Source organism: Stenotrophomonas sp. YJH_SMC_40 (assembly GCF_059368615.1).
The window spans coordinates 17,821-40,218 of record NZ_JCAFRX010000011.1 but is presented as its reverse complement, the minus strand read 5'-3'; the positions used below and the strand labels follow the sequence as shown (position 1 = coordinate 40,218).

The following is a 22,398-nucleotide window of genomic DNA, read 5'->3' as shown; positions in this document are numbered from 1 at the left end:
ACAGTTCTCCTGGTGTTGTAGTCAGGCCAGCAGGCGCAGCTTGGGTTCGCGCGCCCACTGGCGGGTGGCGGCCGCCGCCAGGAATGCCTTGGCGTCTTCCGCTTCGACGATGCCGGCGTCGTTGCCGACCCTTGCCGCCTTCAGCAGCGTCTGGCCGCCCGCATCGCTGGCGATGGCCTTCAGGTGCGCCCACGCCTGGCTGACGAATTCGATGGCTGCACTCTCTTTCGACAAGGCCTTCGCCGCTTCCGGGCTGAGCACCACGGCTACTGCATCGAACACGGCCGACGGGGTGCCCGCCAGTTGCCCATCCGCCGCCTGCAGCGCGCCATCGCTGAGCGTGGCGCCACCCACTCTGGGGGCGACCAGCTTCACATCCGCACCTGCTTTCCTGGCTGCCTTGCTCAGGCTGGCAATGATCCGGGCGTCGGAGCCTTCATCGAACAGGATGCCGATGCAGCGACCCTGCAGGGTAGGCTCGTTGCGCCCAATCACGCGCACCTCGGGGGCCGGGGGCATGTCCCGCACTGGAGTAGCGGTCGGCGCCGGGTCGGGCAGTGCAGGCAACGCCAGACCATCGGCCACGCGCTGCGCCAGTGAGTCATCGATGTTGCGCAGGTGACTGACGGTGCGTACCCGCACCTTCAGCGTTTCCACCTTGGACAACTCGAACACCAGCGCCGATGCCAGGTGGGCCTGCTCCGGCTTTTCGAGGCTGCGGAAGAACATGCGGGCCTGGCTGTAGTGGTCGGCGAAACTCTCCGCGCGGGTGCGACCCTTGCGGCCATCGTCGGCGCTGGCATGGCTGCGGAATCCGGCAGGCGTCTCGCGCGGGGTGTCCTCCTGCAGCGAACTGGGATCGTAGGCCACCCGACCCTTGGGAACCTGCATCTGCATGTGGCCGTCGCGCTGATGATTGGCAAACGGGCACTTGGGCGCATTCACCGGGATCTGGTGGAAGTTCGGGCCGCCCAGGCGCAGCAGCTGGGTGTCCAGGTAGGAGAACAGGCGCCCCTGCAGCAGCGGGTCGTTGCTGAAGTCGATGCCCGGTGGCACGTTGGCCGGGCAGAAAGCCACCTGCTCGGTCTCGGCGAAGAAGTTGTCCGGCCAGCGGTCCAGCACCATGCGCCCGATGACCTGCAACGGCACCAGCGATTCGGGAATGATCTTGGTCGGGTCCAGATGATCGAACGGGAATGCGTCGGCGTCTTCTTCGGTGAACAACTGCACCGCCAGTTCCCATTCCGGGAAGTCGCCGCGCTGGATGGCCTCGAACAGGTCACGGCGATGGAAGTCATTGTCGGCCGACTGCAGCTTCAGCGCTTCGTCCCAGACCGTGGACTGGATACCCAGCTTGGGCCGCCAGTGGAACTTGACGAACGTTGACTCGCCGGCCTCGTTCAGCAGGCGGAAGCTGTGCACACCGAAGCCTTCGATCATCCGCAGCGAACGCGGTATGGCGCGGTCGCTCATCGCCCACATGATCATGTGCATCGATTCGGGCATCAGCGAAATGAAGTCCCAGAACGTGTCATGGGCCGATGCGGCCTGCGGGAAGGCACGGTCCGGTTCCATCTTCACCGCGTGCACCAAGTCCGGGAATTTCATGGCGTCCTGGATGAAGAACACCGGGATGTTGTTGCCGACCAGGTCCCAGTTGCCCTCCCTGGTATAGAACTTCACCGCGAAGCCGCGCACGTCGCGCGGGGTGTCCACCGAACCTGCGCCACCGGCCACGGTCGAGAAGCGGGTGAACACGGGTGTCTTCACGCCAACCTCGGTCAGGATGCGCGCGCGGGTATGCGCCTTCAGTGATCGGGTCAACTCGAAGTAGCCATGCGCAGCGCTGCCGCGGGCGTGCACGATGCGCTCGGGAATGCGCTCATGGTCGAAGTGGGTGATCTTCTCGCGCAGGATGAAGTCCTCCAGCAGCGTAGGCCCCCGAGGTCCCTGCCGCAGGGAGTTCTGGTTGTCTGCCACCGGGATGCCCTGATCGGTGGTCATCGCCGGATGACTGCCCCCGGCCTGCTGGTGCAGTTCATCGCCGTTGCCGCGGTGGTGGTTCTCGGCGTGGGTGGTTGCGCGCTTGCCGGTCGGCTTGCTGGCGGCCATTGACGTTGGCTCCGGATGCTCAAAGAGAACCACGACACTGGAACCGGGCCCGTTAAACCGAGGTCCGGCAAAGGTGAACGTACAGGCAAAAGCAGGCTCGGGTATGCTTGTTCCATGCGAGTCGAGCCCGCCGACATCGAAGCCCTGTTCGACGCCATCCCGGATGTGCTGTTCTTCATCAAGGACCTTCAGGGGCGTTACACCCACGTCAACCAGACCATGCTGCGGCGGCTGGGCCTGCGCGCCCGCAAGGACGTGATCGGGCGTACCGCGGCGGAGATCTACCCGACCGGGCTGAGCGCCGACTACGTGGACCAGGACGCCCGCGTGCTGGCCGGTGAGGTGATCGAGAACCTGATGGAGCTGCACCTGTTCGCCAACCGCGAACCGGGCTGGTGCCTGACCTGCAAGCGTCCGCTGGTGGTCGATGGGGCCATAGAGGGCCTGATCGGCATTTCCCGCGACCTTGGCCAGAAGGACAGTCTGGGTACCCAGTACGAGCAGCTGCGGCTGGCGCTGGCCCACCTCAACGCGCACTACGCCGAGAACGTGCGCATGCAGACCCTGCTGGACATCACCGGCTTTTCGCTGTCCAAGCTGGAGCGCAGCTTCCGCAAGGTGTTCCAGATGACCCCGCAGCAGGTGCTGACCCGGCTGCGGATCCAGATGGCCATGCACCTGCTGCACGGTGACGAGAGCATCGCCAGCATCGGCCAGGCCTGCGGTTTCAGCGACCAGAGCGCCTTCACCCGCAAGTTCAAGGCTGAAACCGGTTTCTCGCCGCGTGCCTACCGCGCCCGTATTGGTGGCAGTGTCGGAGAGCCGGCACTGGCCTGAGCCGCCTGCTGCGCTGTGCCTATCCCCGCGGGCATGGGACAGGGTAAGGTGTCGCCCCTGTAGCCCGCCGCCAGCCCTGCCGATGCCCAACTCGATTCCGACCGCTTCACCGTCCCGCCTCGGACATTCGCTCAAGCCCCGCCAGCTGATCATGATGGGCCTGGGCAGCGCCATCGGCGCCGGCCTGTTCCTCGGCTCGGGCGTGGGTGTGCAGGCGGCCGGTCCGGCGGTCCTGGTGTCGTATCTGGTCGCCGGCGCGCTGGTGATCATCGTGATGAACGCTCTGGGCGAAATGGCGGCGGCCAAACCGACCAGCGGCGCGTTCTCGGTCTATGCCGCCGATGCCATGGGCGCCACCGCCGGTGCCACCGTCGGCTGGTTGTGGTGGGTGCAGCTGGTGATCGTGATCGCCGCCGAGGCGGTGGGAGCGGCCGGGCTGCTGGCCACGGTCTGGCCAGCAGTACCTGTACCGATGGCGGCGCTGGCCTTCATGCTGTTCTTCACCGCGATCAACCTGCTCGGGGTGAAGAACTTCGGCGAGTTCGAATTCTGGTTCGCCATCCTCAAAGTGGCGGCGATCCTGGCCTTCATCGCCATCGGCGTGGCGCTGCTGATGGGCTGGCTGCCGCAGGTGACCTCGCCGGGCCTGAGCAACTTCACCGAGCATGGTGGCTTCGCACCGAAGGGCCTGGCCGGTATTGGCGCTGCACTGCTGGTTGTCGTTTTTGCCTTCGGTGGCACCGAGATCGTCGCCGTTGCGGCGGCGGAGACCGAAGATCCGGAACGCAGCATCGCCCGTGCCATCCGCACCGTGGCGTGGCGCATCCTGGTGTTCTACATCGGCTCGCTGAGCGTGATCATCGCCGTGGTGCCGTGGACCAGCGAAGCGTTGAAGTCGCCCTTCGCCGCCGTGCTGGACATTGCCCGTATTCCGGGTGCCGGCACCGCCATCACCCTGATCGCGGTGATCGCGCTGCTGTCGGCACTCAATGCCAACCTCTACGGCGCCTCGCGCATGATGTATTCACTGGCGCAGCGCCGCGAAGCCCCGGCCGTGCTGGGCTGGACCGATCCGCGCCAGGTGCCGGTCATTGCCGTGCTGGCCAGCGTGCTGTTCGGTTTCGCCGCCACGGTGATGGAACTGCTGTTCCCGGACCGGGTGCTGCCGGTGCTGCTGAACATCGTCGGTTCGACCTGCCTGCTGGTGTGGACGCTGTCGCTGGTCTCACAACTGGTGTTGCGCCGCCGCGCGGATCGCCTGGGTACCCGGCTGCCGTTCCGCATGGCGGGCTTCCCGTGGCTGACCTGCTGCGCGCTGGCGATCCTGGCGCTGATCTTCGGCCTGCTGCTGAGCGAGTCGCACACCCGCCTGCAGTTCCTGTCGATGGTGGCGCTGACCGCCACCATCGCCGCCGGCAGCGCCATCGCGCGGCGCATGCGCGAGGCGTGACTGAAGCTGCCGGCCAGCGGCCGGCACTACCACGGGGGCTGCACATCTGCCGTGCCATCCTGATCGTGTGGGCCGTCATCGGCCCGTCGACCGGGAGTACCGCATGCTGCGCAGTCGCCCCTTCCTGATGTTTACCGGCCAGGCCGAGGCCGCGCTGGCCCTGTACGCCGAGGCCTTCGCCGATTTCCGCCTGCTGGCAATGCAGCGCCATCCGGACGGCGCCGGTGCCGGCGTGCCCGGGCAGGTCCGACAGGCCATCTTCCTGCTCGGTGGCACCCACTACCTGTGCTTTGACAGCCTGGACGTGCACGATTTCACCTTCAGCCCGTCGATCTCGCTGTTCGTCGAGTGCTCCGGCGCCGAGCAGTTCGAGCGCGCCGCGCGCGTGCTGGGCGAGGGCGGCCACTGGCTGATGCCGGTGGGCGACTATGACTTCAGCAACCGCTACGGCTGGGTGCAGGATCGCTTCGGCGTGTCGTGGCAGTTGAGCCTGGGGCAGATGCCGGACCCGTGATCGGATGTTTGTGCGTGTGGGCCCTGGTCCACACACCCTCATGAAAACGGCCCGCTTGCGCGGGCCGTTCCGTCAATCACGCTTCGACTTCATCGTCCTTGTAGGCATCGACCGGGATGCAGGCGCACATCACGTTCTTGTCGCCGTACACGTTGTCGACGCGTGCCACCGGCGGCCAGTACTTGCTCTGCTTCAGGCTGGCCAGCGGGAAGGCAGCCAGTTCGCGCGGGTAGGAGTGGGTCCACTCGCTGGCGGTCACTGCGGTGGCAGTGTGCGGCGCGTTCTTCAGCGGGTTGTCCTCGCGGTCCAGGCGGCCGTCTTCGATCGCGCTGATTTCCTCTCGGATCTGGATCATGGCGTTGATGAAGCGGTCCAGCTCGTGCAGCGACTCACTCTCGGTCGGCTCGACCATCAGCGTGCCGGCCACCGGGAAGCTCAGGGTCGGGGCGTGGAAGCCGAAGTCGATCAGGCGCTTGGCGACGTCCTCGGCGCCGATGCCGCTGGTCTTCTCCAGCGGGCGCACGTCGAGGATGCACTCGTGCGCCACCAGGCCGTTGCGGCCGGTGTACAGCGTCTTGAAGTGCGGCGCCAGGCGCTTGGCGATGTAGTTGGCGTTGAGCTGCGCGACCTGGGTGGCCTTGCGCAGGCCTTCGCGGCCCATCATCGCGATGTACATCCAGCTGATCGGCAGGATCGAGGCGCTGCCGAAGCTGGCCGCGCTGACCATGCCGACCGGACCGTTGTCACCCAGCTTGCCCGGCAGGAACGGCGCCAGGTGCTCCTTGACCGCGCACGGGCCGACGCCCGGGCCGCCACCGCCGTGCGGAATGCAGAAGGTCTTGTGCAGGTTCAGGTGCGAAACGTCCGAACCCCACTTGCCGGGCTTGGCCACGCCGACCAGGGCGTTCATGTTGGCGCCGTCGGTGTACACCTGGCCGCCGTGCTTGTGGATGATCTCGCAGATCTCGACCACCTCTTCCTCGAACACGCCGTGCGTGGACGGGTAGGTCATCATGATCGCGGCCAGGCGGTCGCTGTACTTCTCGGCGTTGAGGCGGATGTCTTCCACATCGACATTGCCGTTGGCATCGGTCTTGGTGACCACCACCTTCATGCCGCACATCTGCGCCGAGGCCGGGTTGGTGCCGTGCGCCGAATCCGGGATCAGGCAGATGTCGCGGTGGCCTTCGCCGCGCGAGCGGTGGTAGGCGCGGATCGCCAGCAGGCCGGCGTACTCGCCCTGTGCGCCGGAGTTCGGCTGCAGGCTGACCGCGTCGTAGCCGGTGCATTCGACCAGCATCGCTTCCAGCGTGTCGATCAGTTCCTTGTAGCCCAGCGCCTGGTCGGCCGGCACCAGCGGGTGGATCTGCGAGAACTCCGGCCAGGTCACCGGGATCATCTCGGCGGTGGCGTTGAGCTTCATGGTGCACGAACCCAGCGGGATCATCGTGCGGTCCATCGCCAGGTCCTTGTCGGCCAGCGAACGCAGGTAGCGCAGCAGTTCGTGCTCGCTGTGGTGGGTGTTGAACACCGGGTGGGTCAGGAACGCGGACTGGCGCAGCAGGCCGGCCGGCAGCGCGTCGGCGGTGCTGGCGTCCAGCGCGTCGACGTCCAGCGAGGCACCGAACACCGCAGCCACGGCGACGATGTCGGCGCGGGTGGTGGTCTCGTCCAGACTGATGCCGACCGAGTCGCTGTCGATCGCGCGCAGGTTGTAACCGGCGGCGCGTGCCTTGGCATGGATTTCATCGGCATGCACGCCGGTGACGTGCAGGGTGTCGAAGAAGTCGCCACCGACCTGCACGCCGGCATTGCGCAGCGCTGCGGCCAGGATCGAGGCCAGGCGGTGCGTGCGGCGGGCAATGCGGGTCAGGCCTTCCGGGCCGTGGTAAACGGCGTACATCGAGGCCATCACCGCCAGCAGCACCTGCGCGGTACAGATGTTGGAGGTGGCCTTCTCGCGGCGGATGTGCTGTTCGCGGGTCTGCAGGGTCAGGCGGTAGGCCGGGTTGCCCTGGGCATCGATCGAAACGCCGATCAGGCGGCCCGGCATCGAGCGCTTGTAGGCGTCACGGCAGGCCATGAAGGCGGCGTGCGGGCCACCGAAGCCGAACGGCACGCCGAAACGCTGGCTGTTGCCGACCACGATGTCCGCGCCCCATTCGCCCGGGGCAGCCAGCAGGGTCAGGGCCAGCAGGTCGGTGGCCACGGCCACCAGGCCGCCGCGTGCGTGCACGGCATCGACCAGCGCCTTGTAGTCGCCGACCTGGCCGAAGGTGTCCGGATACTGCAGCAGCAGGCCGAACGCTTCTGCTTCCAGTGCTTCGGCCGGGGTGCCGACGCGCAGCACGATGCCCATGGGCTCGGCGCGGGTACGCAGCAGTTCCAGGGTCTGTGGGTGCACGGCGTCGTGCACGAAGAAGGTGTCCGACTTCGATTTGGCCGAACGCTTGGCCAGAGTCATCGCTTCGGCGGCGGCGGTGGCTTCGTCCAGCAGCGAGGCGTTGGCGATTTCCATGCCGGTCAGGTCGGCGCACAGGGTCTGGAAGTTGATCAGCGCTTCCATGCGGCCCTGCGAGATTTCCGCCTGGTACGGGGTATAGGCGGTGTACCACGCCGGGTTTTCCAGGATGTTGCGCAGGATCACGTTCGGCGTGTGGGTACCGTAGTAACCCTGGCCGATGAAGCTGCGCAGCACGGTGTTCTTGTCGGCGATCGCACGGATCTTCGCCAGTGCCTGCACTTCGGTCATCGACTCCGGCAGTGCCAGCGGTGCCGGCGACTTGATCTTGGCCGGCACGATGGCGTCGGTCATCGCATCCAGCGACGCGTGGCCGACGACGTCGAGCATCTGCGCGATCTCGGCGTCGTTGGGGCCGATGTGGCGCTCGACGAACGCGTTGTGGTGCTCGAGCTCACGCAGGGAAGGGGTGTTCTGGGACATGGCGAAGGATCCGTCAGGAAAGGGCACACGCACGGGCACAAGCCGCCGGTCGGCGGTCTGCGGGGCGCCCCTCTGTCCTTTTGCCTGAGAGTTTAAAAGCGCGGCGGACCGCAGCTTCGTGCCCCTTCGGCGCCGGATCGAACCGGTCTCTCCAGAGTTGTGTTACGGGTGGTATCGGGCCTGAGCGATTACGGGCGTTGCGCCTTCGGCAGCGGTGTTCCGCTTCTCCCACCGTGTTGCCCGCCGATTATAGCCCGTTGCGGGCGCGGCGGCCGCCTTCGGACCTGGCGGCCGCGCCTGAATGGCCGATGGCCCGTCCGTGCGTTTTGTGCACTGCTGCATGGCATCAGGCGCAATCCCCACCTATGATGGGCGGATACCCGAATTCATCTGGCGCCGTCCCTGCTGCAGGGGACCGGCGCCCGCCGTGCGTGCCGCGCATGGCCCTGCCGGACGCCTTTCCCATGACCGCCGCTGTTGCTCCCTCCACCCGCCGCATGGCCCTGCTGCTCGCCGGCCTGGCCATGTTCGGTCCGTTCTCGATCGACACCATCTTCCCCGCGTTCCCGCAGCTGGCCCAGCGCCTGGCGGTGGACGAGGTGGCGGTGCAGCAGACCATCAGCGTGTACCTGCTGTTCTACGGCCTGATGAGCCTGGCGCACGGCCCGCTGTCCGATGCCTGGGGCCGCAAGCGGGTGATCCTCGGTGGCCTGGTGGTGTTCGTCGGCGCTTCGGTCGGCTGCGCGCTGTCCACCGACCTGACCACGCTGCTGGCGTTCCGCGCGCTGCAGGGCCTGTCAGCGGGCGTCGGCATGATCGTCGGCCGCGCGGTGATCCGCGACCTGTACCACGGACACGACGCGCAGCGCCTGATGAGCCAGGTTTCGATGCTGTTCGGCATCGCTCCGGCCATCGCACCGATCATCGGCGGCTGGATCCTGCTCAGTGGCGCTGGCTGGCCACTGATTTTCTGGTTCCTGGTGGTGTTTGCGCTGCTCCTGCTGGCGGCCACTGCACGCTACCTGCCGGAAACCCATCCGGAGGAGGCACGGGTGCCGTTGTCGCCGCGCGTGCTGCTGCGTGATTACGTGCGCATCGGTTTCAACCCGCGGTTCCTGCGCCTGGCGCTGGCCGGCAGCATCGGTTTCGGCGGCATTTTCCTGTACATCTCCTCGGCGCCGGTGTTCGTGATGCAGCACCTGCATCTGGGCGAGGGTGGTTTTGCCTGGCTGTTCATCCCCACCATCGGCGGCATGACCACCGGCTCGTTCCTGTCCGGGCGCATGGCCGGGCGCACCACGCCCACCCGCCAGGTGTCCATTGGTTTCGGCCTGTGTGCGCTGTCGGTGCTGCTGAATGTCGGCTACGTGGCGCTGTCGCCGCAGTTCGTGCTGCCGTGGGCGGTGCTGCCGATCTTCCTGGGTGGCATGGGCATGGCGCTGATCTTCCCGATCCTGGCGCTGGCGGTGCTGGACATGTATCCGCACCAGCGCGGCCTGGCCTCGTCGCTGCAGGCCTTCGTGCAGCTGATGATCAGCACGGTGGTGGCCGGCGTGGTGTCGCCGCTGCTCAGCGCCAGCCCGCTGCACCTGGCGCTGGGGCAGGCCGCGTTCTTCGCCGCCGGCTTCGTGTTCTGGTACTGGGAACACCAGCGTGAACGCGCGGCACAGGCGGCCTGCACGGGCCATTGAGCAGCGCGCAGGGGTAGGGCCGGCCGCTTTGCCCGCAACGCTTGCGAAGAGGAACGACCGGACTAGGCTGGGCACTCCAGCCAGCCGGTGCGTGGATGCACGACAGCCAGCCAATCCGATGTCGTTGCATGAGGTTCCCCATGGCTGCGCAGCAGACCTACCGCCTGTTCGAGGTGGCGCTGAAGGAGCGCCGCGTTCTTTCCCCTTCCCTGGACCGCATGGTGTTCACCGGTGCCGACGTGGCGCGGATGAAGACCGAAGGCCCTGACCAGCGCATCAAGGTGTTCTTCCCCTTGCCCGGCCAGGAGGTGCCGCAGGTCCCCAGCGGTGAAGACTGGTACCCACGCTACCGGGCCCTGCCGGACGACAAGCGCCCGCCGATGCGTACCTACACCATCCGCCAGTTGCGCGCCGAGCAGGGCGAGGTCGACGTCGATTTCGTCATCCATGGCGAAACCGGCCCCGCCTCGCGCTGGGCCATGCACGCCCGCCCTGGCGACCGCGTGGTGCTGCTGGCCCCGGACGCCGACTGTGCCGGGAGCAGCGAGGGCTGGGAGTGGAAGCCACCGGCCGGTGTCGGCCAGGTGCTGCTGGTGGCCGATGAAACCGCGTTGCCTGCGGTGGCCGGCATCCTCGAGGAACTGGCGGCCATGGTCGACCCACCGCGCACGCTGGCGCTGCTGGAGGTGGCGCAGGCCGGTGATGCGGTGCACCTGAAGGCGCCCTCCAGCGCCGAGCTGGTCTGGCTGCCGCGCGGGCAGGCCGCCTACGGACAGCGGTTGCTGCAGGCGGTCCAGGCGCGGTTGGCAGCGACCTCGGGCGTGGCTGCCGGCGATGCGCTGGAGGAGATCGACGTCGATACGCAGATCCTCTGGGAGCAGGCCGAAACCGGTGTGGCCGGGCCGCTGTATGCCTGGGTGGCGGGCGAGGCGGGGGCGGTGATGGCGATCCGTCGCCATCTGGTGCGCGACTGCGGGCTGGACCGCCGCGCGATCACCTTCATGGGCTACTGGCGGCACGGCAAAGTGCTGGACTGAGGGGTGTGAAGCGGTGCTGCGGGCGGGGTGCGCTATCCTTGCGCCCCCCTTCGCAGCGGTACCGCACCATGTCCACCAGCTCCAAGACCCGCCGCGACCAGCGCCGTCGCCAGGAAAAGCAGGCCGCCAACAAGGCCGCCGCGCAGGCCTCGCCGGTGGAGCCGCATGCGGAACTGCGCGATGCACAGCGCACCCTGCTGGCCGGTGTCGTGCGCCGCGACGGCGAATGGGTGCTGGGCATGGACGGCCGCATCGCGGGCCACAGCGAGAGCGCTGCGCAGGTGCTGGCGCTGATCATGCAGGCCGGTGAACTGCACGAACGCAATGGCACGCCGGTGCGCCTGATGTACTCCGACGCGCTGCGCGATGCCGCACAGGCCGAAGCCAGGGAGAAGGGCCAGACCTTCGAGGAATTCAAGGCCGAGCTGGCCGCAGCGATGGCCGCGAAGAAGAACAGCTGACCGCTGTTGCGGTAGAGCCGGCCGCTGGCCGGCTGCCAGACGGATTTCCACCGTGCAGTTGCCGGCCAGGGGCCGGCACTACCAAAAAGGGACGGATCCTCGCGGACCCGCCCCTTTTCTCATTTCGCCGCCGGGGCCGCGTTGGCCTGCCAGCCGCACATCTGGCCTTTGACTGCTGTTTCGGTAGAGCCGGCCGCTGGCCGGCTGCCCGTTGGGTCTTCATCGCGTAGTTGCCGGCCAGCGGCCGGCACTACCGGAAAGGGGCGGATCCTTTCGGATCCGTCCCTTTTTTCATTTCGTCGCCGGGGCCGCGTTGGCCTGCCAGCCGCACATCTGGCCTTCGTTCTGCTGCTTCAGCCACTCGTTGACCGGGGTGAAGTACTCGATCATCGGGCCGGCATCGAGCTTGTCGGTGCCGGTCAGCTCTTTCAGCGTGGCCTGCCACGGCTGGCTGGCACCCTTGCTCAGCATCGCCCAGTACTTCTGGCCGGCTTCCTTGTTGCCGTAGAAGGTGCACTCATGCAGCGGGCCCTTGTAGCCGGACGCGTCGCACAGGCCCTTGTAGAACTGGAACTGCAGGATGCGCGCCAGGAAGTAGCGGGTGTACGGAGTGTTGCCCGGCACGTGGTACTTCGCGCCCGGATCGAAGAACTCTTCGCCACGGGTGCTGGCCGGCGCCACGCCCTGGTACTTGGCCTTCAGGTCCCACCACGCCTTGTTGTAGTTGTCGGCAGTGATCGAGCCATCGAACACGCCCCAGCGCCAGCGGTCGATCATCAGCCCGAACGGCAGGAACGACACGCCTGACAGCGCCATGCGCATCTGGTTGTTGATGACCGCCTCGCGGCTTTCGGTCGGCGCATCGACCAGGCCGATCGAGCTGAGGTACTTGGGCGTCATCGCCAGCACGATGGTGTCGCCGATCGCTTCATGGAAGCCGTCGTTGGCACCGCCCTGGAACAGCGGTGGCAGCGGGTTGTAGGCCAGGTCGTAATAGATGTGGCCCAGCTCGTGGTAGATGGTGGTGAAGTTCTCTTCGTTCGGCTTGATGCACATCTTGGTGCGCACGTCGCCTTCCATGTTCATGTCCCAGGCACTGGCGTGGCAGACCACGTCGCGGTCGTCAGGCTTGATGAACTGGGTCTTTTCCCAGTAGGACTGCGGCAGCGACGGCATGCCCAGCGACACGTAGAAGTCCTGCGCGCGCTCGGTCATCTGCTTGGCGGTACGCAGTTCGGCCTCGCGCTGCGCCTTGTACTGCGCGGCCACGTTGGCATCCTTGCCGGCCTTGGCCAGCGCCGCGCTCAGGTTGGTCTGGTACTGCTTTTCCAGCGCCGCGGTGATGTCCAAGCTGCCGGCGCCCGGGTACGGTTCCAGCTGGTCCCACAGGTTCGACCAGTCCTGCTGCCACATGTTGCCCAGCAGGTGCGCGGCGATCAGGCCATTGCCTACTTCGGCCTTGTCCTTGCCATAGGTCTTGTCCAGCTTGCCGCGCGCGTAGCAGTGCAGCTGCTCGTACATCGGCTTGACCTGTTCCCACAGGCGGTCGGTTTCCGGGCCGATCTGCTCCGGCGGCATGTCATAGCCGCTGCGCCACATCTGGCCGGCATCGGTGAAGCCCATGCCCTTGGCGCCTTCGTTCACCAGGCCGACGAACTTCTGGTAGTCGCCGCGCATGCTCTTGGTGGTGCTGTGCCAGCCCTGCCAGGCGTCAAGCTGCTTGTCATAGTCGCGGCTGCGCGCCAGTACCTGTTCCAGCTCGCCCAGCTGGCGGCAGGAGTTCGGATCGTTGGCGTCGGTGCAGTACTTGCCGGCACCGTAGCTGCCTTCCATGCGGGTGGCGATCTGGGTCAGCTCGGCCAGCTTGGCCGGATCGCGCGGCGCCGGCATCGAGGACATCAGTTTCAGCAGGTGGATCGCACGCTTGCTGTCCTCGCTCATCGGCTTGCCGTCGAACTTGGCGGCCTGCTCGATCCAGCTGTTGAGCTGGGTCAGCGAGCGCTCGTTGGCCTTGGCCGCGATGCGTTCGGAATCACTGTTGATGTAGGTGGAAGACAGCCACTGCGCCGAGGTCATCTCCGGGTAGGCGGCCTTGAATTCGGCATTGATGCGGGCCACGAACTGGTCGGCGGTTTCGCCGGCCGGGGCGCTGCTGCTGGCGGTATCGGTGCCTGGGGCAGCTTCCTTTTTGCAGGCGGCCAGGGCCAGCGTGGCGGCGGCGATTGTCGAGGCCAGCAGGAGATGACGGTGTTTCACGGGCGGTCCTTGGGTGGTGAACGACGGCCGAAGGCTAGTGGGCCGTCGCTGCCACCGCAAGTGGCGGAAGTCGGCCGGGCGGCGCCCGGCACCCGCAGAGGCCTTCAAGCAACGGCAAAGGCCGAAGCAACAGCAACAGCGGACTGTCCGTGGTTTGGCGGGGCGGTGTTGGAGTGCGGGGACGCCGCAAGTACGTCCTTGTAGGCTTGGCAGCCGCATCCATGCGGCTGACACCCCGCACTCCGACACCGCCCCACCTCCGACAGATTCCATGTGCTGTCGGTAGGTGTCGACCTTGGTCGACACATCTGTCAGATATCGAATGAGTCATCCACGCATGGCGTGGATCTACTGTGTCGACCAAGGTCGACACCCACCAGGGCAATGCGTCGTTCCAACAGATCGCGGAAATCTGTCGAAGGCGGGGTGGGTCCGGTTGCGGGGGCGTGAGCCGCATGGATGCGGCGACCGAGCTTACATGGACGTACTTGCAGCGTCCCCCGCAACCGGACCCACCCCGCCAATCCACGGAATGCCAGCTTTTGCTTTTGCTTTTGCTGTTGCTGTTGCTGTTGCTGTCGAGGCTGCCGGCCAGCGGCCGGCACTACCGCGGGTGCAGGGCTGCAAGCCCTGCCGAACAACCCTCAACCTTCGCAGTTGGCGAACAGGTCGCGATCGCGCTCATACAGCGAGGTCTTCACCTGCATCAGGCCCAGCACCGACGGGAACAGGTTGTCGTGGTCGGTATACGCCGCCGAACGCTTGCGCACGCACTGCAGGTCCAACCCACGGCTGCTGGCAAAGCCCGGCGAGAACCACATCGTCATCGGTACGCGGGTCTGCTCGGCCGGAGCGATCGCATACGGCACGCCATGCAGGAACAGGCCCTTCTCGCCCAGCGATTCACCATGGTCGGACAGGTAGATCATCGCCGTGTCGTAATCCTGCATGCCCTGCAGGGTGCCGATGGTCTTGCTCAGGAAATGATCGGTGTACAACACCGCGTTGTCATAGCTGTTGGTGATCTCTTCGCGAGAGCAACGGCCGATGTCACGGGTGTCGCAGGTTGGCTTGAAGCGCGCGAAGGCTGCCGGGTAACGCTCGAAGTAGGCCGGGCCGTGGTTGCCCAGCTGGTGCAGCACCACCACGCGGTCGCCGGGCTTGGCACGCACCTGGGCGGCCAGGTCCTGCAGCAGGATCTCGTCCATGCAGCGGCCATCGGCGCACAGCCCCGGCGTGGTCGTATCGGACAGCGACTGGAACTCCAGCCCTTCGCAGACGCCCTTGCAGCCGGACTGGTTGTCACGCCACAACGGCGCGATGCCGGCGCGGTTCAGCACGTGCAGCAGCGACTGGTGTGCACGGATCTTCTTTTCATCGTAGTCGTGGCGTCCCCACGGCGAGAACAGGCACGGCAGCGATACTTCGGTGCTGGTGCCGCAGGAGTGCATGTCGGGGAAGTTGATCACCGGTGCCTGGGCCAACTCCGGGGTGGTGTTGCGGCCACCGTTGAGCCCCCAGTTCTGCGCGCGCACGGTTTCGCCCATGACGATCACCAGCAGGCGCGGCTTGCTGGCCGGGGCGCGTGGCGTGGCCTTGGCGTCGGTGCCGATCGGCAGCTTCGGCGCGCGCTGCACCGGGTTGTCGCCACGCAGCGCGCGCGGCATACCGAGCAGCACGTTGGCCGGGGTGGCGAGATAGCGTACTTCGCGCTGGTTGCGCATCAGCGCCGAGACATCCTGGAACGAGATCAGCGCACCGCCAACTGCGGTCGCCGCCGCCACGACCAGGAAGCCGAGTCGCCACAGCAGGCTGCGGCCCCAACTGCGTCGGCGCAGCTGCACGCGCCACAGCACCACCATCGGCAGCACGGCCAGCAGCAGCAGCGGCCACAGCAGCGATACGGTCATCAGCTCGCGGCTCTCCTTGGGGTCGGTCGCCAGCACGTTGCGCAGCATGTCCGCATCCAGATAGATGTGGTACCGGCTCATGTAGTGCGCAGCGAACGCCGTCACCAGCAGCAACAGGCTGATTACCACTTTGGCATTCCAGCGCCAGACCAGGATGCCCAGCAGCACGCCGTGCGCACCCAGCAGCAACAGCAGCAGCGAAAGCGCGTAACGCAGGCTGCCTGGATGGCTCGCCATCGCGCTGTGCCAGAACAGGCCGTTGCCGGCCACCGCGAAGAACAGGCTGGTCAGCGCGATCAGTGCTTCCGTGGAGAGCTGCGGCCGCCAGTTGCGAAGACCCGCAAGGGCGGGGAGGCGGGCGGGGCGTTGGACCGATGCACTCATGCGTTTGCCTCCTGGCGGTGGGGACGGTCCAGCTGACGGTGGATCAGAACATACAGGCCCAACGAAAGCAGCCAACATATCAACGCGGTGGCAATGTCATGCGAAAGGAAATGGGCGCCCCGCAACTGCTGGCTGATCCCGAACACCAGGCCGGTGCCGAGGCCGATCCAGAGCCCGGTCCACCGCCAGGACGGCCGCCACAGCAACGCGAAGAAGTACAGGCAGAGCCACGCATAGCCTGCGCTGGCGTGGCCTGCCGGGAAGCAGGCCTGTGCCGGCATGCCTTCCGGGCGCAGGGTGAACAGACCGATGAAAGGCTGGTGGCCACCGTAGCGCAGCAGGTCCCACGGGCATTCCATCGGCACCAGCGACTTCAGCAGGGAGATCACGCCGGTGCCCAGTGCCATGGCAATTACGACATAAAGCAGCGCCCATTGCAGGGTGCGATCGCGACCCCTACGCCAGTGGTGGAAGCACAGCAGGATCACGACCAGCGCCGCCGCCGTGCTCAACCATTTGCCGGCCTTGTGCACGACGCTGCGGGTGATCCAGGCGTCCTGCAGCGCCCAGTGGCTGCCTTCAAGACGGAACAGGTGATCGGCCACCCATTGATCGCCGCCGAAGCCCATCAGCAGCGTAAACAACGGCAGACCGATTGCGACAGGCAGCCAGAGGTGAGTTACGGCAAATCGAGACGCCAGTGGTGATGTCGCAAGCGGCGCTACCGAATCAAGGGGACGGACGGGCATGCTGGGAAGGGACGGTTCGGGAATCCGCAGTCATGCTCGTCACCTGGATGTCGGAGAAGGGTCGGATGCTCGTTCGTGCCGGGTTAATGTTCGTCCGGCACGTGTCAACGTTCAGTCTTCTTCGGCGGTCGATCCTGTCCGCTCGGCGTGGCACTCCGGGTTCCATGCGGTACCGGGAAGCAGTTGCCAACGATTCCTGTTGGCAACACCGATGTCGATCACTTTGGCCGGGTCCACGCAGGGGCTCATCGCATCGTCCAGCACCAGCAGCCAGCGCTTGTCCGGCGCCTCAGCGAGCCAAGGGCCGGCGTCATGCCATTGCTCTGCCCAAGGCCGCTTGAAGCCGAATTCGCGTACCGGGCGGTCGGCCTGCAGCAGGTTCTGCTCGCGCCAGGCCACCAGCGCCAGTTCGGCATCCGGTCCGATCCGCGCGCCGACCCGGCGCATCAGCGCTGACGCCGATGCATAGGGATCCAGCGCCGGGATCAGTACCAGGCCGTAGAGCATCCACAGCATGCCGTGGGTCAGCAGCACCAGCGTCGCCGCGCGGCGCACCCGCAACCACACGATCAGCGTGGCCAGCGCGATGGCGAAGGTCAGCAGGCCATCGCCCAGCACCGGCAGCAGGGTATCGGGCATGGCGCGGCGTTCCAGCTGGGCCACCGCCCAAGCGTGTTCGGTCAGCAGCATCACGCCCAGCGTGCCAGTGGCCAGCATCAGCACCACGCTGTAGCCGAACAGGTAGCGGCGAACGCACAGGCGGCGCAGCAGGCCGGGCAGCAGCGGGGCTACGGCCAGCGCCATCGCCGGCAACATCGGCAGCAGGTACACCTCGCGCTTGCCCGGGCTGGCGCTGAAGAACACCAGCACCAGCACGGCCCAGCCCAGCAGCAGCCACTGGCGGCGGTCGCCACGGCGGATACGGCGCCACCAGGGCTTGAACAGGATCGGCAGCAGCAGGCTGCCCGGCAGCCACAGGGTAAGGATCACCTGCAGGTAATACCAGGCGGGCTGCCGGTGGTGCCACGCATTGGCATAACGGGTGCCGGTCTGCTTGAACAGCAGCTCGTGCGCATAAGCCTGCAGTTCGGCACTGGGCGTGTGCAGCAGGGCCCAGCCCAGCGGCGCCAGCCACACCCCGACACCCAGCAGGAAGGCCGGGATCAGCCAGAGCAGGGTTGCCGGATGCGGACCCTCCACCGTGCGTCCGCGGCGGCGCTGGTACAGCCACCAGCCGAACCAGGGCAGCACCATCAGCAGCGGCAGGAAACCCACGCCCTTGGTCACCGTGCCGACGCCTGCGGCGAAGCCGGCCAGCCAAAGGGCAGGCAGGTTGCGGCGTTCACACAGATGACGCATCAGGCCCCAGAGGGCCACGGTGGTCATGCCCACCAGCACCATGTCGATCTGCGCGCGCTTGGCCATCAGCCCGAACTGCAGGGTGCAGAACAGCGCAGCGAGGGCGTAGATGGAATGTCGTGGCGACCACAGCCGCCGCGCCAGGTCCGACACCAGCCACAGGCTGAGCAGGGCGCCCAGCAACGACGGCAGCAGGAAGGACCACTGCCAGCTGCCGACGATCTCGTAGGCGGCGGCCTGCAGCCACATGAAGACGGGTGGCTTCTCCGCATACAGTTCCACGCCACGGTGCGGCAGCAGCCATTGCCCGCTCTCGACCATGGTCCGGGCCGCCAGCACGAAGCGCGGCTCGTCCGGCGGCTGCGGCTGCCGAAGGCCGATCCCCGCTGCCAGCGCAGCAATGATCAGCAGCCACAACAGGGGCAGGCGCCAACGGCGGGGCAGGGCTACGGGCACGGCAGGCTCCGGGAGCAAAACGGCCATTCTGAGGTGGCGGGGGTGGGAAAAGCGTCAGAGCGGCGCCGGGGCGACCGCATTCCGACATGTGCGGCGCTACCATGGTACGAACTTCCGTGGGTGTTTCGTGCATGCGTCTGTTGGTGATCGAGGACAACCGCCAGCTGGTGGCCAACCTGTTCGACTATTTCGAGTCGCGCGGGCACGTGCTCGACGTGGCGCCGGATGGCATCACCGGACTGCACCTGGCCGGGAGCCATCCGTATGACGCCGTCATCCTGGACTGGATGCTGCCGCGCATGGAGGGCCCGGAGGTGCTGCGCCGGCTGCGCGCCGAGCATGCATCGGAAGTGCCGGTGATCATGCTGACCGCGCGTGACGAGCTGCCGGACAAGATTGCCGGCTTCCGCGCCGGTGCCGACGACTACCTGACCAAGCCGTTCGCACTCCCGGAGCTGGAGGTGCGGCTGGAAGCGCTGCTGCTGCGTGCGCAGGGCCGCAACCCGCGCAAGCGCCTGCAGGTGGGCGATCTGGTGCTGGATCTGGCCACCCTGGAAGCCCAGCGCGGCACCCAGGTGCTGCACCTGTACCCGGCCTGCCGCAAGCTGCTGGAAGTGCTCATGCGCGCCAGCCCCGGCGCGGTGACCCGCCAGCAGCTGGAATTCGCTCTGTGGGGCGACGAACCGCCGGATGGCGACCTGCTGCGTTCGCATGTCTACGAGCTGCGCCGCAGTGTGGACGGACCGTTCGCCGAGAAACTGATCCATACCCTGCCGCGGGTGGGTTACCGCTTGGCCGTGACCACGCCCAGCGATGCCGGCAAGGATGATGATGAAGGCGAGTAAGCCGGGGCCGTTGTACCGGCGCGTGGTGTGGTGGTTGCTGGGCTATCTGGCGCTGCTGTCGATCGCGGTGTTCAGCGTCGGCAACTACGTGCATGAACATGCGGAGCACGCTGCCTGGCGCGCGCTGCTCAATTCCGAACTGGACAGCATCGTCGAGCACACCGAGCACGAGCCGCACTATCGCTGGCAGGACTCGGACACGCTCAGCCTGTTCCGCTTCGATGAAGGCAACATGCCGGAAAGCGTGCGCCTGCTGCACCCGGGGCTGCATGACGGGGTGCCGATCAAGGGGCGGCAGACTGCGGTGATGGTGCGTGACACCGGCTCGATGGGGCGGGTGGCGCTGGCGCTGGACATTTCCGACTTCCATGACCTGGAACAGTTCGCCACGCGCTGGGTGATGCTGGCCGGGGTGATCATGATCTTCGTCACCGTGCTGATGGCGTCGTTCGGCATGGAACGCATGGTGCGCCCGTTGAGCCTGCTGGCGCAGCACATCGCGGCGCTGCGGCCGGGCGTCCAGGGCCAGCGCATCGAGGTCGACCCGCGCGGCAGCTCCGAGCTGCACACCATTGCCGATGCACTGAACGACTATCTGGACCGCAACGAACAGTTTGTCGAACGCGAGCGGGTGTTCATCAGCACCGCCAGCCACGAGCTGCGTACGCCGATTGCGGTGATGACCGGTGCCGCAGAGCTGGCACTGGAACAGCCGGGCCTGCCCGAGCGCGCGCGCCAGCAGATGCAACGCGTGCTGCGCACCGCGCAGAGCGTGGAGCAGCTGATCGAACTGCTGCTGGTGCTGGCGCGTGACCCGGCGCGCCTGGCCGCACGCGCCGAGCGCATCGCCCTGGACCAGCTGCTGCCGGAAATCGTCGACGACCATCGCCACCTGCTCGGTGACAAGGACCTGAGCATCGGCATCCAGGCGGCCCCGGTGGATATTGTCGCGCCGCTGGCCGTCGTGCAGGCCGCGATCGGCAACCTGCTGCGCAATGCCATCGAGAACAGTGGGCGTGGCCACATTGAGTTGCGCCTGAGCTCGTCGGCGGTGCTGACCCTGCAGGACCCGGGACATGGCATGAGCCCGGAGGAGATTGCGGCGATCCACGCGCGGATGGCCCGCGGCGAGCGCGCCGACCGTGGTGGCGGCATCGGCCTGGACCTGATCGCCCGGCTCTGCGAGCACCTTGGCTGGACCCTGCAGCTGCAGCCCTGCGAGCCGCGTGGCACGCGCGCCACGCTCGATTTCAGCGCTTCACGTCCGGCCTGAACCGGCCGTCCTGGTAGATGCCAACCTTGGTTGGCATGCTGCCCGTCGACCAAGGTCGACGCCTGCCCACGCAATGTCCGTTCGCATTACCGGCCGTTCGGCCGCGCCACATGCTGGTCGATCAGGATCACATTGCCGTCGGGATCGGCCAACTGCAGGTAGCCGGTGCCCCGCCCATGAGGGTCGGTACGCACCGCCAGTTCAATGCCCTTCGCATCCAGTTCCGCCTGCAGTTCACGCACATCCTGGAAGTCGGGCAGTTCCTGCTTGTGCTGGTCCCAGCCCGGGTTGAAGGTGAGCAGGTTGCCCTCGAACATGCCCTGGAACAGGCCGATGACAATGCCGTTGTTGCGCATCACCAGCCAGTTCTGCGCCGGCTCGCCACCGGTCACCGAGAAGCCCAGTGCTTCGTAGAAGCTGCGGGAGGCCGCCAGGTCCCTGACCGAGAGGCTGACGGAGAAGGCGCCGAGCTGCATGGGAGTGGCTCCGGGAAAGGGCAGCCGGCACTGCAGCATGACCCGGCGTGAAGACAATGTTAATCTCGGGGTGCGCCGCTTCATGCGGCGCTTTTTTTTCCCGCTCTTTCGATCGACAGAGGATCCCATGCCGACCGAACCCGCTACTGCCCTGATCAGCAACGACATCGTTGGCCTGGGCCTGATTGCCGCCACCCTGGCCCTGATCTTCTGGGCTGCCAGTGGCCCGACCCCGTTATTGAAGAAGATCTTCGCCTGGGTGCCGGCGCTGCTGCTGTGCTACTTCGTCCCCGCCATCTACAACACCGCCGGTGTCATCGACGGCCACAACACCTCGCTGTACAACCCGGTCGCGCGTGACGTGCTGCTGCCGGCCGCGCTGGTCCTGCTGACCCTGTCGATCGACCTCAAGGGTATTGCCAAGCTCGGCCCGAAACTGCTGATCGTGTTCTGCGCCGGTACCGCCGGCATCATGCTCGGCGCCATCGTCTCGTTCCAGCTGATGAAGTTGATCCACCCCGAAACCGTGGCCGGTGATACCTGGGCCGGCATGGCGGCGCTGGCCGGCAGCTGGATCGGCGGCGGCGCCAACATGGTGGCCATGCGTGAAGTGTTCGGCACCGATGCCACCACCTTCGGCCAGTTCGCAGTGGTCGACGTGGCCTGCGCCAGCCTGTGGATGGCCATCCTGCTGTTCCTGGCCAACCGCGCGCAGCAGATCGATACCCGCAACGGTGCCGATACCCGTGCCATCGACGAGATGAAGGCGCGTATCAGCGCCTACGAGGCGCAGAACGCGCGCATTCCCAGCATGACCGACCTGATGGTGATCGTCGGCGTGGCACTGGGCGGCGTCGGCCTGGCCCATGCCATCGCCGCGCCGCTGGCGGGCTGGTTCAAGACCAATGTCAGCTGGGCCAGCCAGTTCAGCCTGGACAGCCAGTTCGTGTGGGTGATCCTGCTGTCGACAGCGATGGGCCTGGGCCTGAGCTTCACTCGTGCGCGCCGGCTGGAAGCCGCAGGCGCTTCGCGGCTGGGCACGGTGTTCCTGTACTTCCTGATCGCCTGCATCGGCATGCAGATGAACCTGCTGTCGCTGCTGGACCGGCCGTGGCTGTTCCTGCTCGGCGCGATCTGGATGGCCACGCATGTGCTGGTGCTGTGGGTGGTGGCCAAGCTGCTGCGCGCGCCGCTGTTCTTCTTCGCGATCGGTTCGCAGGGCAACATCGGCGCAGCCGCTTCGGCCCCCGTGGTGGCCGCAGCGTTCCATCCGACGCTGGCTCCGGTGGGCGTGCTGCTGGGCACGGTGGGCTACGCCACCGGCACCGGGCTGGCCTATGTCACTGGCCTGATCCTGAAGTGGATGGCCAACGGCTGAGTCCGGGCCGCCCAGGCGTCATGCTTGCGTAGATCCACGCCATGCGTGGATGCATTTCATGGGCCTCCATGAACATGGAAGGGGTCAGATCCGTTTCCCGGAGGAAACGGATCTGACCCCTGATGCATCTCGCCGTCACCGGAAATCTGTCGAAGGTGGGGTGGTGTCGGATGGCGGGGTGTCCGCGGCATGGATGCCGCGGCCAAGCCCCCAGGGATGGGTTTACGGCGTCCCCGCCATCCGACACCACCTCGCCAAGCACACAG

16 protein-coding genes and 1 riboswitch are annotated in these 22,398 nt (G+C 66.7%); of the genes, 9 read left to right on the top strand and 7 right to left on the bottom strand.

Annotated features, from left to right (window positions below; genetic code table 11):
- Positions 1-21: 21 nt before the first annotated feature.
- Positions 22-2,112, bottom strand: a complete 2,091-nt coding sequence (locus AC5P6X_RS18580; RefSeq protein WP_108270175.1) for a catalase — start codon at positions 2,110-2,112, stop codon at positions 22-24.
- A gap of 114 nt (positions 2,113-2,226) precedes the next feature.
- Between AC5P6X_RS18580 and AC5P6X_RS18575 the strand changes: the two genes are divergently transcribed.
- The 3 genes from AC5P6X_RS18575 (at position 2,227) to AC5P6X_RS18565 (ending at position 4,913) form a co-directional block, all read left to right on the top strand.
- Entirely contained in the window at positions 2,227-2,949 is a 723-nt protein-coding gene (locus AC5P6X_RS18575; protein WP_005410629.1) for a helix-turn-helix transcriptional regulator, read from the top strand.
- Between the two features lie 82 nt (positions 2,950-3,031).
- The gene (locus tag AC5P6X_RS18570) at positions 3,032-4,399 is read left to right on the top strand and encodes an amino acid permease (RefSeq protein ID WP_005410628.1); all 1,368 of its coding nucleotides are present in this window, start codon (positions 3,032-3,034) and stop codon (positions 4,397-4,399) included.
- A 103-nt stretch (positions 4,400-4,502) separates the two neighbouring features.
- Positions 4,503-4,913: a VOC family protein gene (locus tag AC5P6X_RS18565; RefSeq protein ID WP_005410627.1), complete on the top strand. Its 411-nt coding sequence runs from the start codon at positions 4,503-4,505 to the stop codon at positions 4,911-4,913.
- A 76-nt stretch (positions 4,914-4,989) separates the two neighbouring features.
- On the opposite strand, the gene gcvP is transcribed toward AC5P6X_RS18565, so the two are convergent.
- Positions 4,990-7,857 (bottom strand): aminomethyl-transferring glycine dehydrogenase, encoded by a 2,868-nt coding sequence (gene gcvP / locus AC5P6X_RS18560; protein WP_049450946.1) that lies wholly within the window; start codon positions 7,855-7,857, stop codon positions 4,990-4,992.
- A gap of 62 nt (positions 7,858-7,919) precedes the next feature.
- A riboswitch (glycine riboswitch) is annotated at positions 7,920-8,022 on the bottom strand.
- A gap of 299 nt (positions 8,023-8,321) precedes the next feature.
- Here gcvP and AC5P6X_RS18555 point away from each other — a divergent pair.
- From AC5P6X_RS18555 to AC5P6X_RS18545, 3 genes are all read left to right on the top strand, one after another.
- Positions 8,322-9,548, top strand: a complete 1,227-nt coding sequence (locus AC5P6X_RS18555; RefSeq protein ID WP_108270174.1) for a multidrug effflux MFS transporter — start codon at positions 8,322-8,324, stop codon at positions 9,546-9,548.
- Between the two features lie 140 nt (positions 9,549-9,688).
- Complete coding sequence (locus AC5P6X_RS18550; protein WP_043034529.1) at positions 9,689-10,585, top strand: siderophore-interacting protein; 897 nt, start codon at positions 9,689-9,691, stop codon at positions 10,583-10,585.
- A 68-nt stretch (positions 10,586-10,653) separates the two neighbouring features.
- Entirely contained in the window at positions 10,654-11,046 is a 393-nt protein-coding gene (locus tag AC5P6X_RS18545) for a hypothetical protein (RefSeq protein ID WP_005410623.1), read from the top strand.
- Positions 11,047-11,337: 291 nt separating this feature from the next.
- Here AC5P6X_RS18545 and AC5P6X_RS18540 read toward each other — a convergent pair whose 3' ends face one another.
- The 4 genes from AC5P6X_RS18540 to AC5P6X_RS18525 all read right to left on the bottom strand — a co-directional run bounded on the left by AC5P6X_RS18540 (position 11,338) and on the right by AC5P6X_RS18525 (position 18,160).
- Positions 11,338-13,302 carry a M2 family metallopeptidase gene (locus tag AC5P6X_RS18540; RefSeq protein WP_108270173.1) on the bottom strand — a complete coding sequence of 655 codons (1,965 nt, stop codon included), beginning with the start codon at positions 13,300-13,302 and terminating at the stop codon, positions 11,338-11,340.
- Positions 13,303-13,946: 644 nt separating this feature from the next.
- The gene (locus AC5P6X_RS18535) at positions 13,947-15,596 is read right to left on the bottom strand and encodes a phosphoethanolamine transferase (RefSeq protein WP_108270172.1); all 1,650 of its coding nucleotides are present in this window, start codon (positions 15,594-15,596) and stop codon (positions 13,947-13,949) included.
- Complete coding sequence (locus AC5P6X_RS18530; protein ID WP_032966948.1) at positions 15,593-16,345, bottom strand: phosphatase PAP2 family protein; 753 nt, start codon at positions 16,343-16,345, stop codon at positions 15,593-15,595. Before AC5P6X_RS18530 ends, AC5P6X_RS18535 begins: the two co-directional genes overlap by 4 nt.
- A gap of 111 nt (positions 16,346-16,456) precedes the next feature.
- On the bottom strand, positions 16,457-18,160 hold the full coding sequence (locus tag AC5P6X_RS18525; protein WP_108270171.1) for an ArnT family glycosyltransferase: 1,704 nt from the start codon (positions 18,158-18,160) through the stop codon (positions 16,457-16,459).
- 131 nt (positions 18,161-18,291) lie between these two features.
- Between AC5P6X_RS18525 and AC5P6X_RS18520 the strand changes: the two genes are divergently transcribed.
- Both AC5P6X_RS18520 and AC5P6X_RS18515 read left to right on the top strand, forming a co-directional pair.
- Positions 18,292-19,005: a response regulator transcription factor gene (locus tag AC5P6X_RS18520; RefSeq protein ID WP_005410617.1), complete on the top strand. Its 714-nt coding sequence runs from the start codon at positions 18,292-18,294 to the stop codon at positions 19,003-19,005.
- Positions 18,992-20,278, top strand: a complete 1,287-nt coding sequence (locus tag AC5P6X_RS18515; RefSeq protein ID WP_012480983.1) for a sensor histidine kinase — start codon at positions 18,992-18,994, stop codon at positions 20,276-20,278. The genes AC5P6X_RS18520 and AC5P6X_RS18515 overlap by 14 nt, the downstream gene beginning before the upstream one ends.
- Before the next feature lie 86 nt (positions 20,279-20,364).
- Here AC5P6X_RS18515 and AC5P6X_RS18510 read toward each other — a convergent pair whose 3' ends face one another.
- Positions 20,365-20,754: a VOC family protein gene (locus tag AC5P6X_RS18510; RefSeq protein ID WP_108270170.1), complete on the bottom strand. Its 390-nt coding sequence runs from the start codon at positions 20,752-20,754 to the stop codon at positions 20,365-20,367.
- Positions 20,755-20,881: 127 nt separating this feature from the next.
- Here AC5P6X_RS18510 and AC5P6X_RS18505 point away from each other — a divergent pair, with 127 nt between their 5' ends.
- Positions 20,882-22,132: a DUF819 family protein gene (locus AC5P6X_RS18505; RefSeq protein WP_012480981.1), complete on the top strand. Its 1,251-nt coding sequence runs from the start codon at positions 20,882-20,884 to the stop codon at positions 22,130-22,132.
- The last annotated feature ends 266 nt before the right edge of the window (positions 22,133-22,398 follow it).

Excerpts from the sequence above, each read along its gene's own strand:
- AC5P6X_RS18580 (WP_108270175.1), bottom strand. The coding sequence starts at position 2,112 with ATGGCCGCCAGCAAGCCGACCGGCAAGCGCGCAACCACCCACGCCGAG.
- AC5P6X_RS18575 (WP_005410629.1), top strand. The coding sequence starts at position 2,227 with ATGCGAGTCGAGCCCGCCGACATCGAAGCCCTGTTCGACGCCATCCCG.
- AC5P6X_RS18570 (WP_005410628.1), top strand. The coding sequence starts at position 3,032 with ATGCCCAACTCGATTCCGACCGCTTCACCGTCCCGCCTCGGACATTCG.
- AC5P6X_RS18565 (WP_005410627.1), top strand. The coding sequence starts at position 4,503 with ATGCTGCGCAGTCGCCCCTTCCTGATGTTTACCGGCCAGGCCGAGGCC.
- gcvP (WP_049450946.1), bottom strand. The coding sequence starts at position 7,857 with ATGTCCCAGAACACCCCTTCCCTGCGTGAGCTCGAGCACCACAACGCG.
- AC5P6X_RS18555 (WP_108270174.1), top strand. The coding sequence starts at position 8,322 with ATGACCGCCGCTGTTGCTCCCTCCACCCGCCGCATGGCCCTGCTGCTC.
- AC5P6X_RS18550 (WP_043034529.1), top strand. The coding sequence starts at position 9,689 with ATGGCTGCGCAGCAGACCTACCGCCTGTTCGAGGTGGCGCTGAAGGAG.
- AC5P6X_RS18545 (WP_005410623.1), top strand. The coding sequence starts at position 10,654 with ATGTCCACCAGCTCCAAGACCCGCCGCGACCAGCGCCGTCGCCAGGAA.
- AC5P6X_RS18535 (WP_108270172.1), bottom strand. The coding sequence starts at position 15,596 with ATGAGTGCATCGGTCCAACGCCCCGCCCGCCTCCCCGCCCTTGCGGGT.
- AC5P6X_RS18530 (WP_032966948.1), bottom strand. The coding sequence starts at position 16,345 with ATGCCCGTCCGTCCCCTTGATTCGGTAGCGCCGCTTGCGACATCACCA.
- AC5P6X_RS18520 (WP_005410617.1), top strand. The coding sequence starts at position 18,292 with ATGCGTCTGTTGGTGATCGAGGACAACCGCCAGCTGGTGGCCAACCTG.
- AC5P6X_RS18515 (WP_012480983.1), top strand. The coding sequence starts at position 18,992 with ATGAAGGCGAGTAAGCCGGGGCCGTTGTACCGGCGCGTGGTGTGGTGG.
- AC5P6X_RS18510 (WP_108270170.1), bottom strand. The coding sequence starts at position 20,754 with ATGCAGCTCGGCGCCTTCTCCGTCAGCCTCTCGGTCAGGGACCTGGCG.
- AC5P6X_RS18505 (WP_012480981.1), top strand. The coding sequence starts at position 20,882 with ATGCCGACCGAACCCGCTACTGCCCTGATCAGCAACGACATCGTTGGC.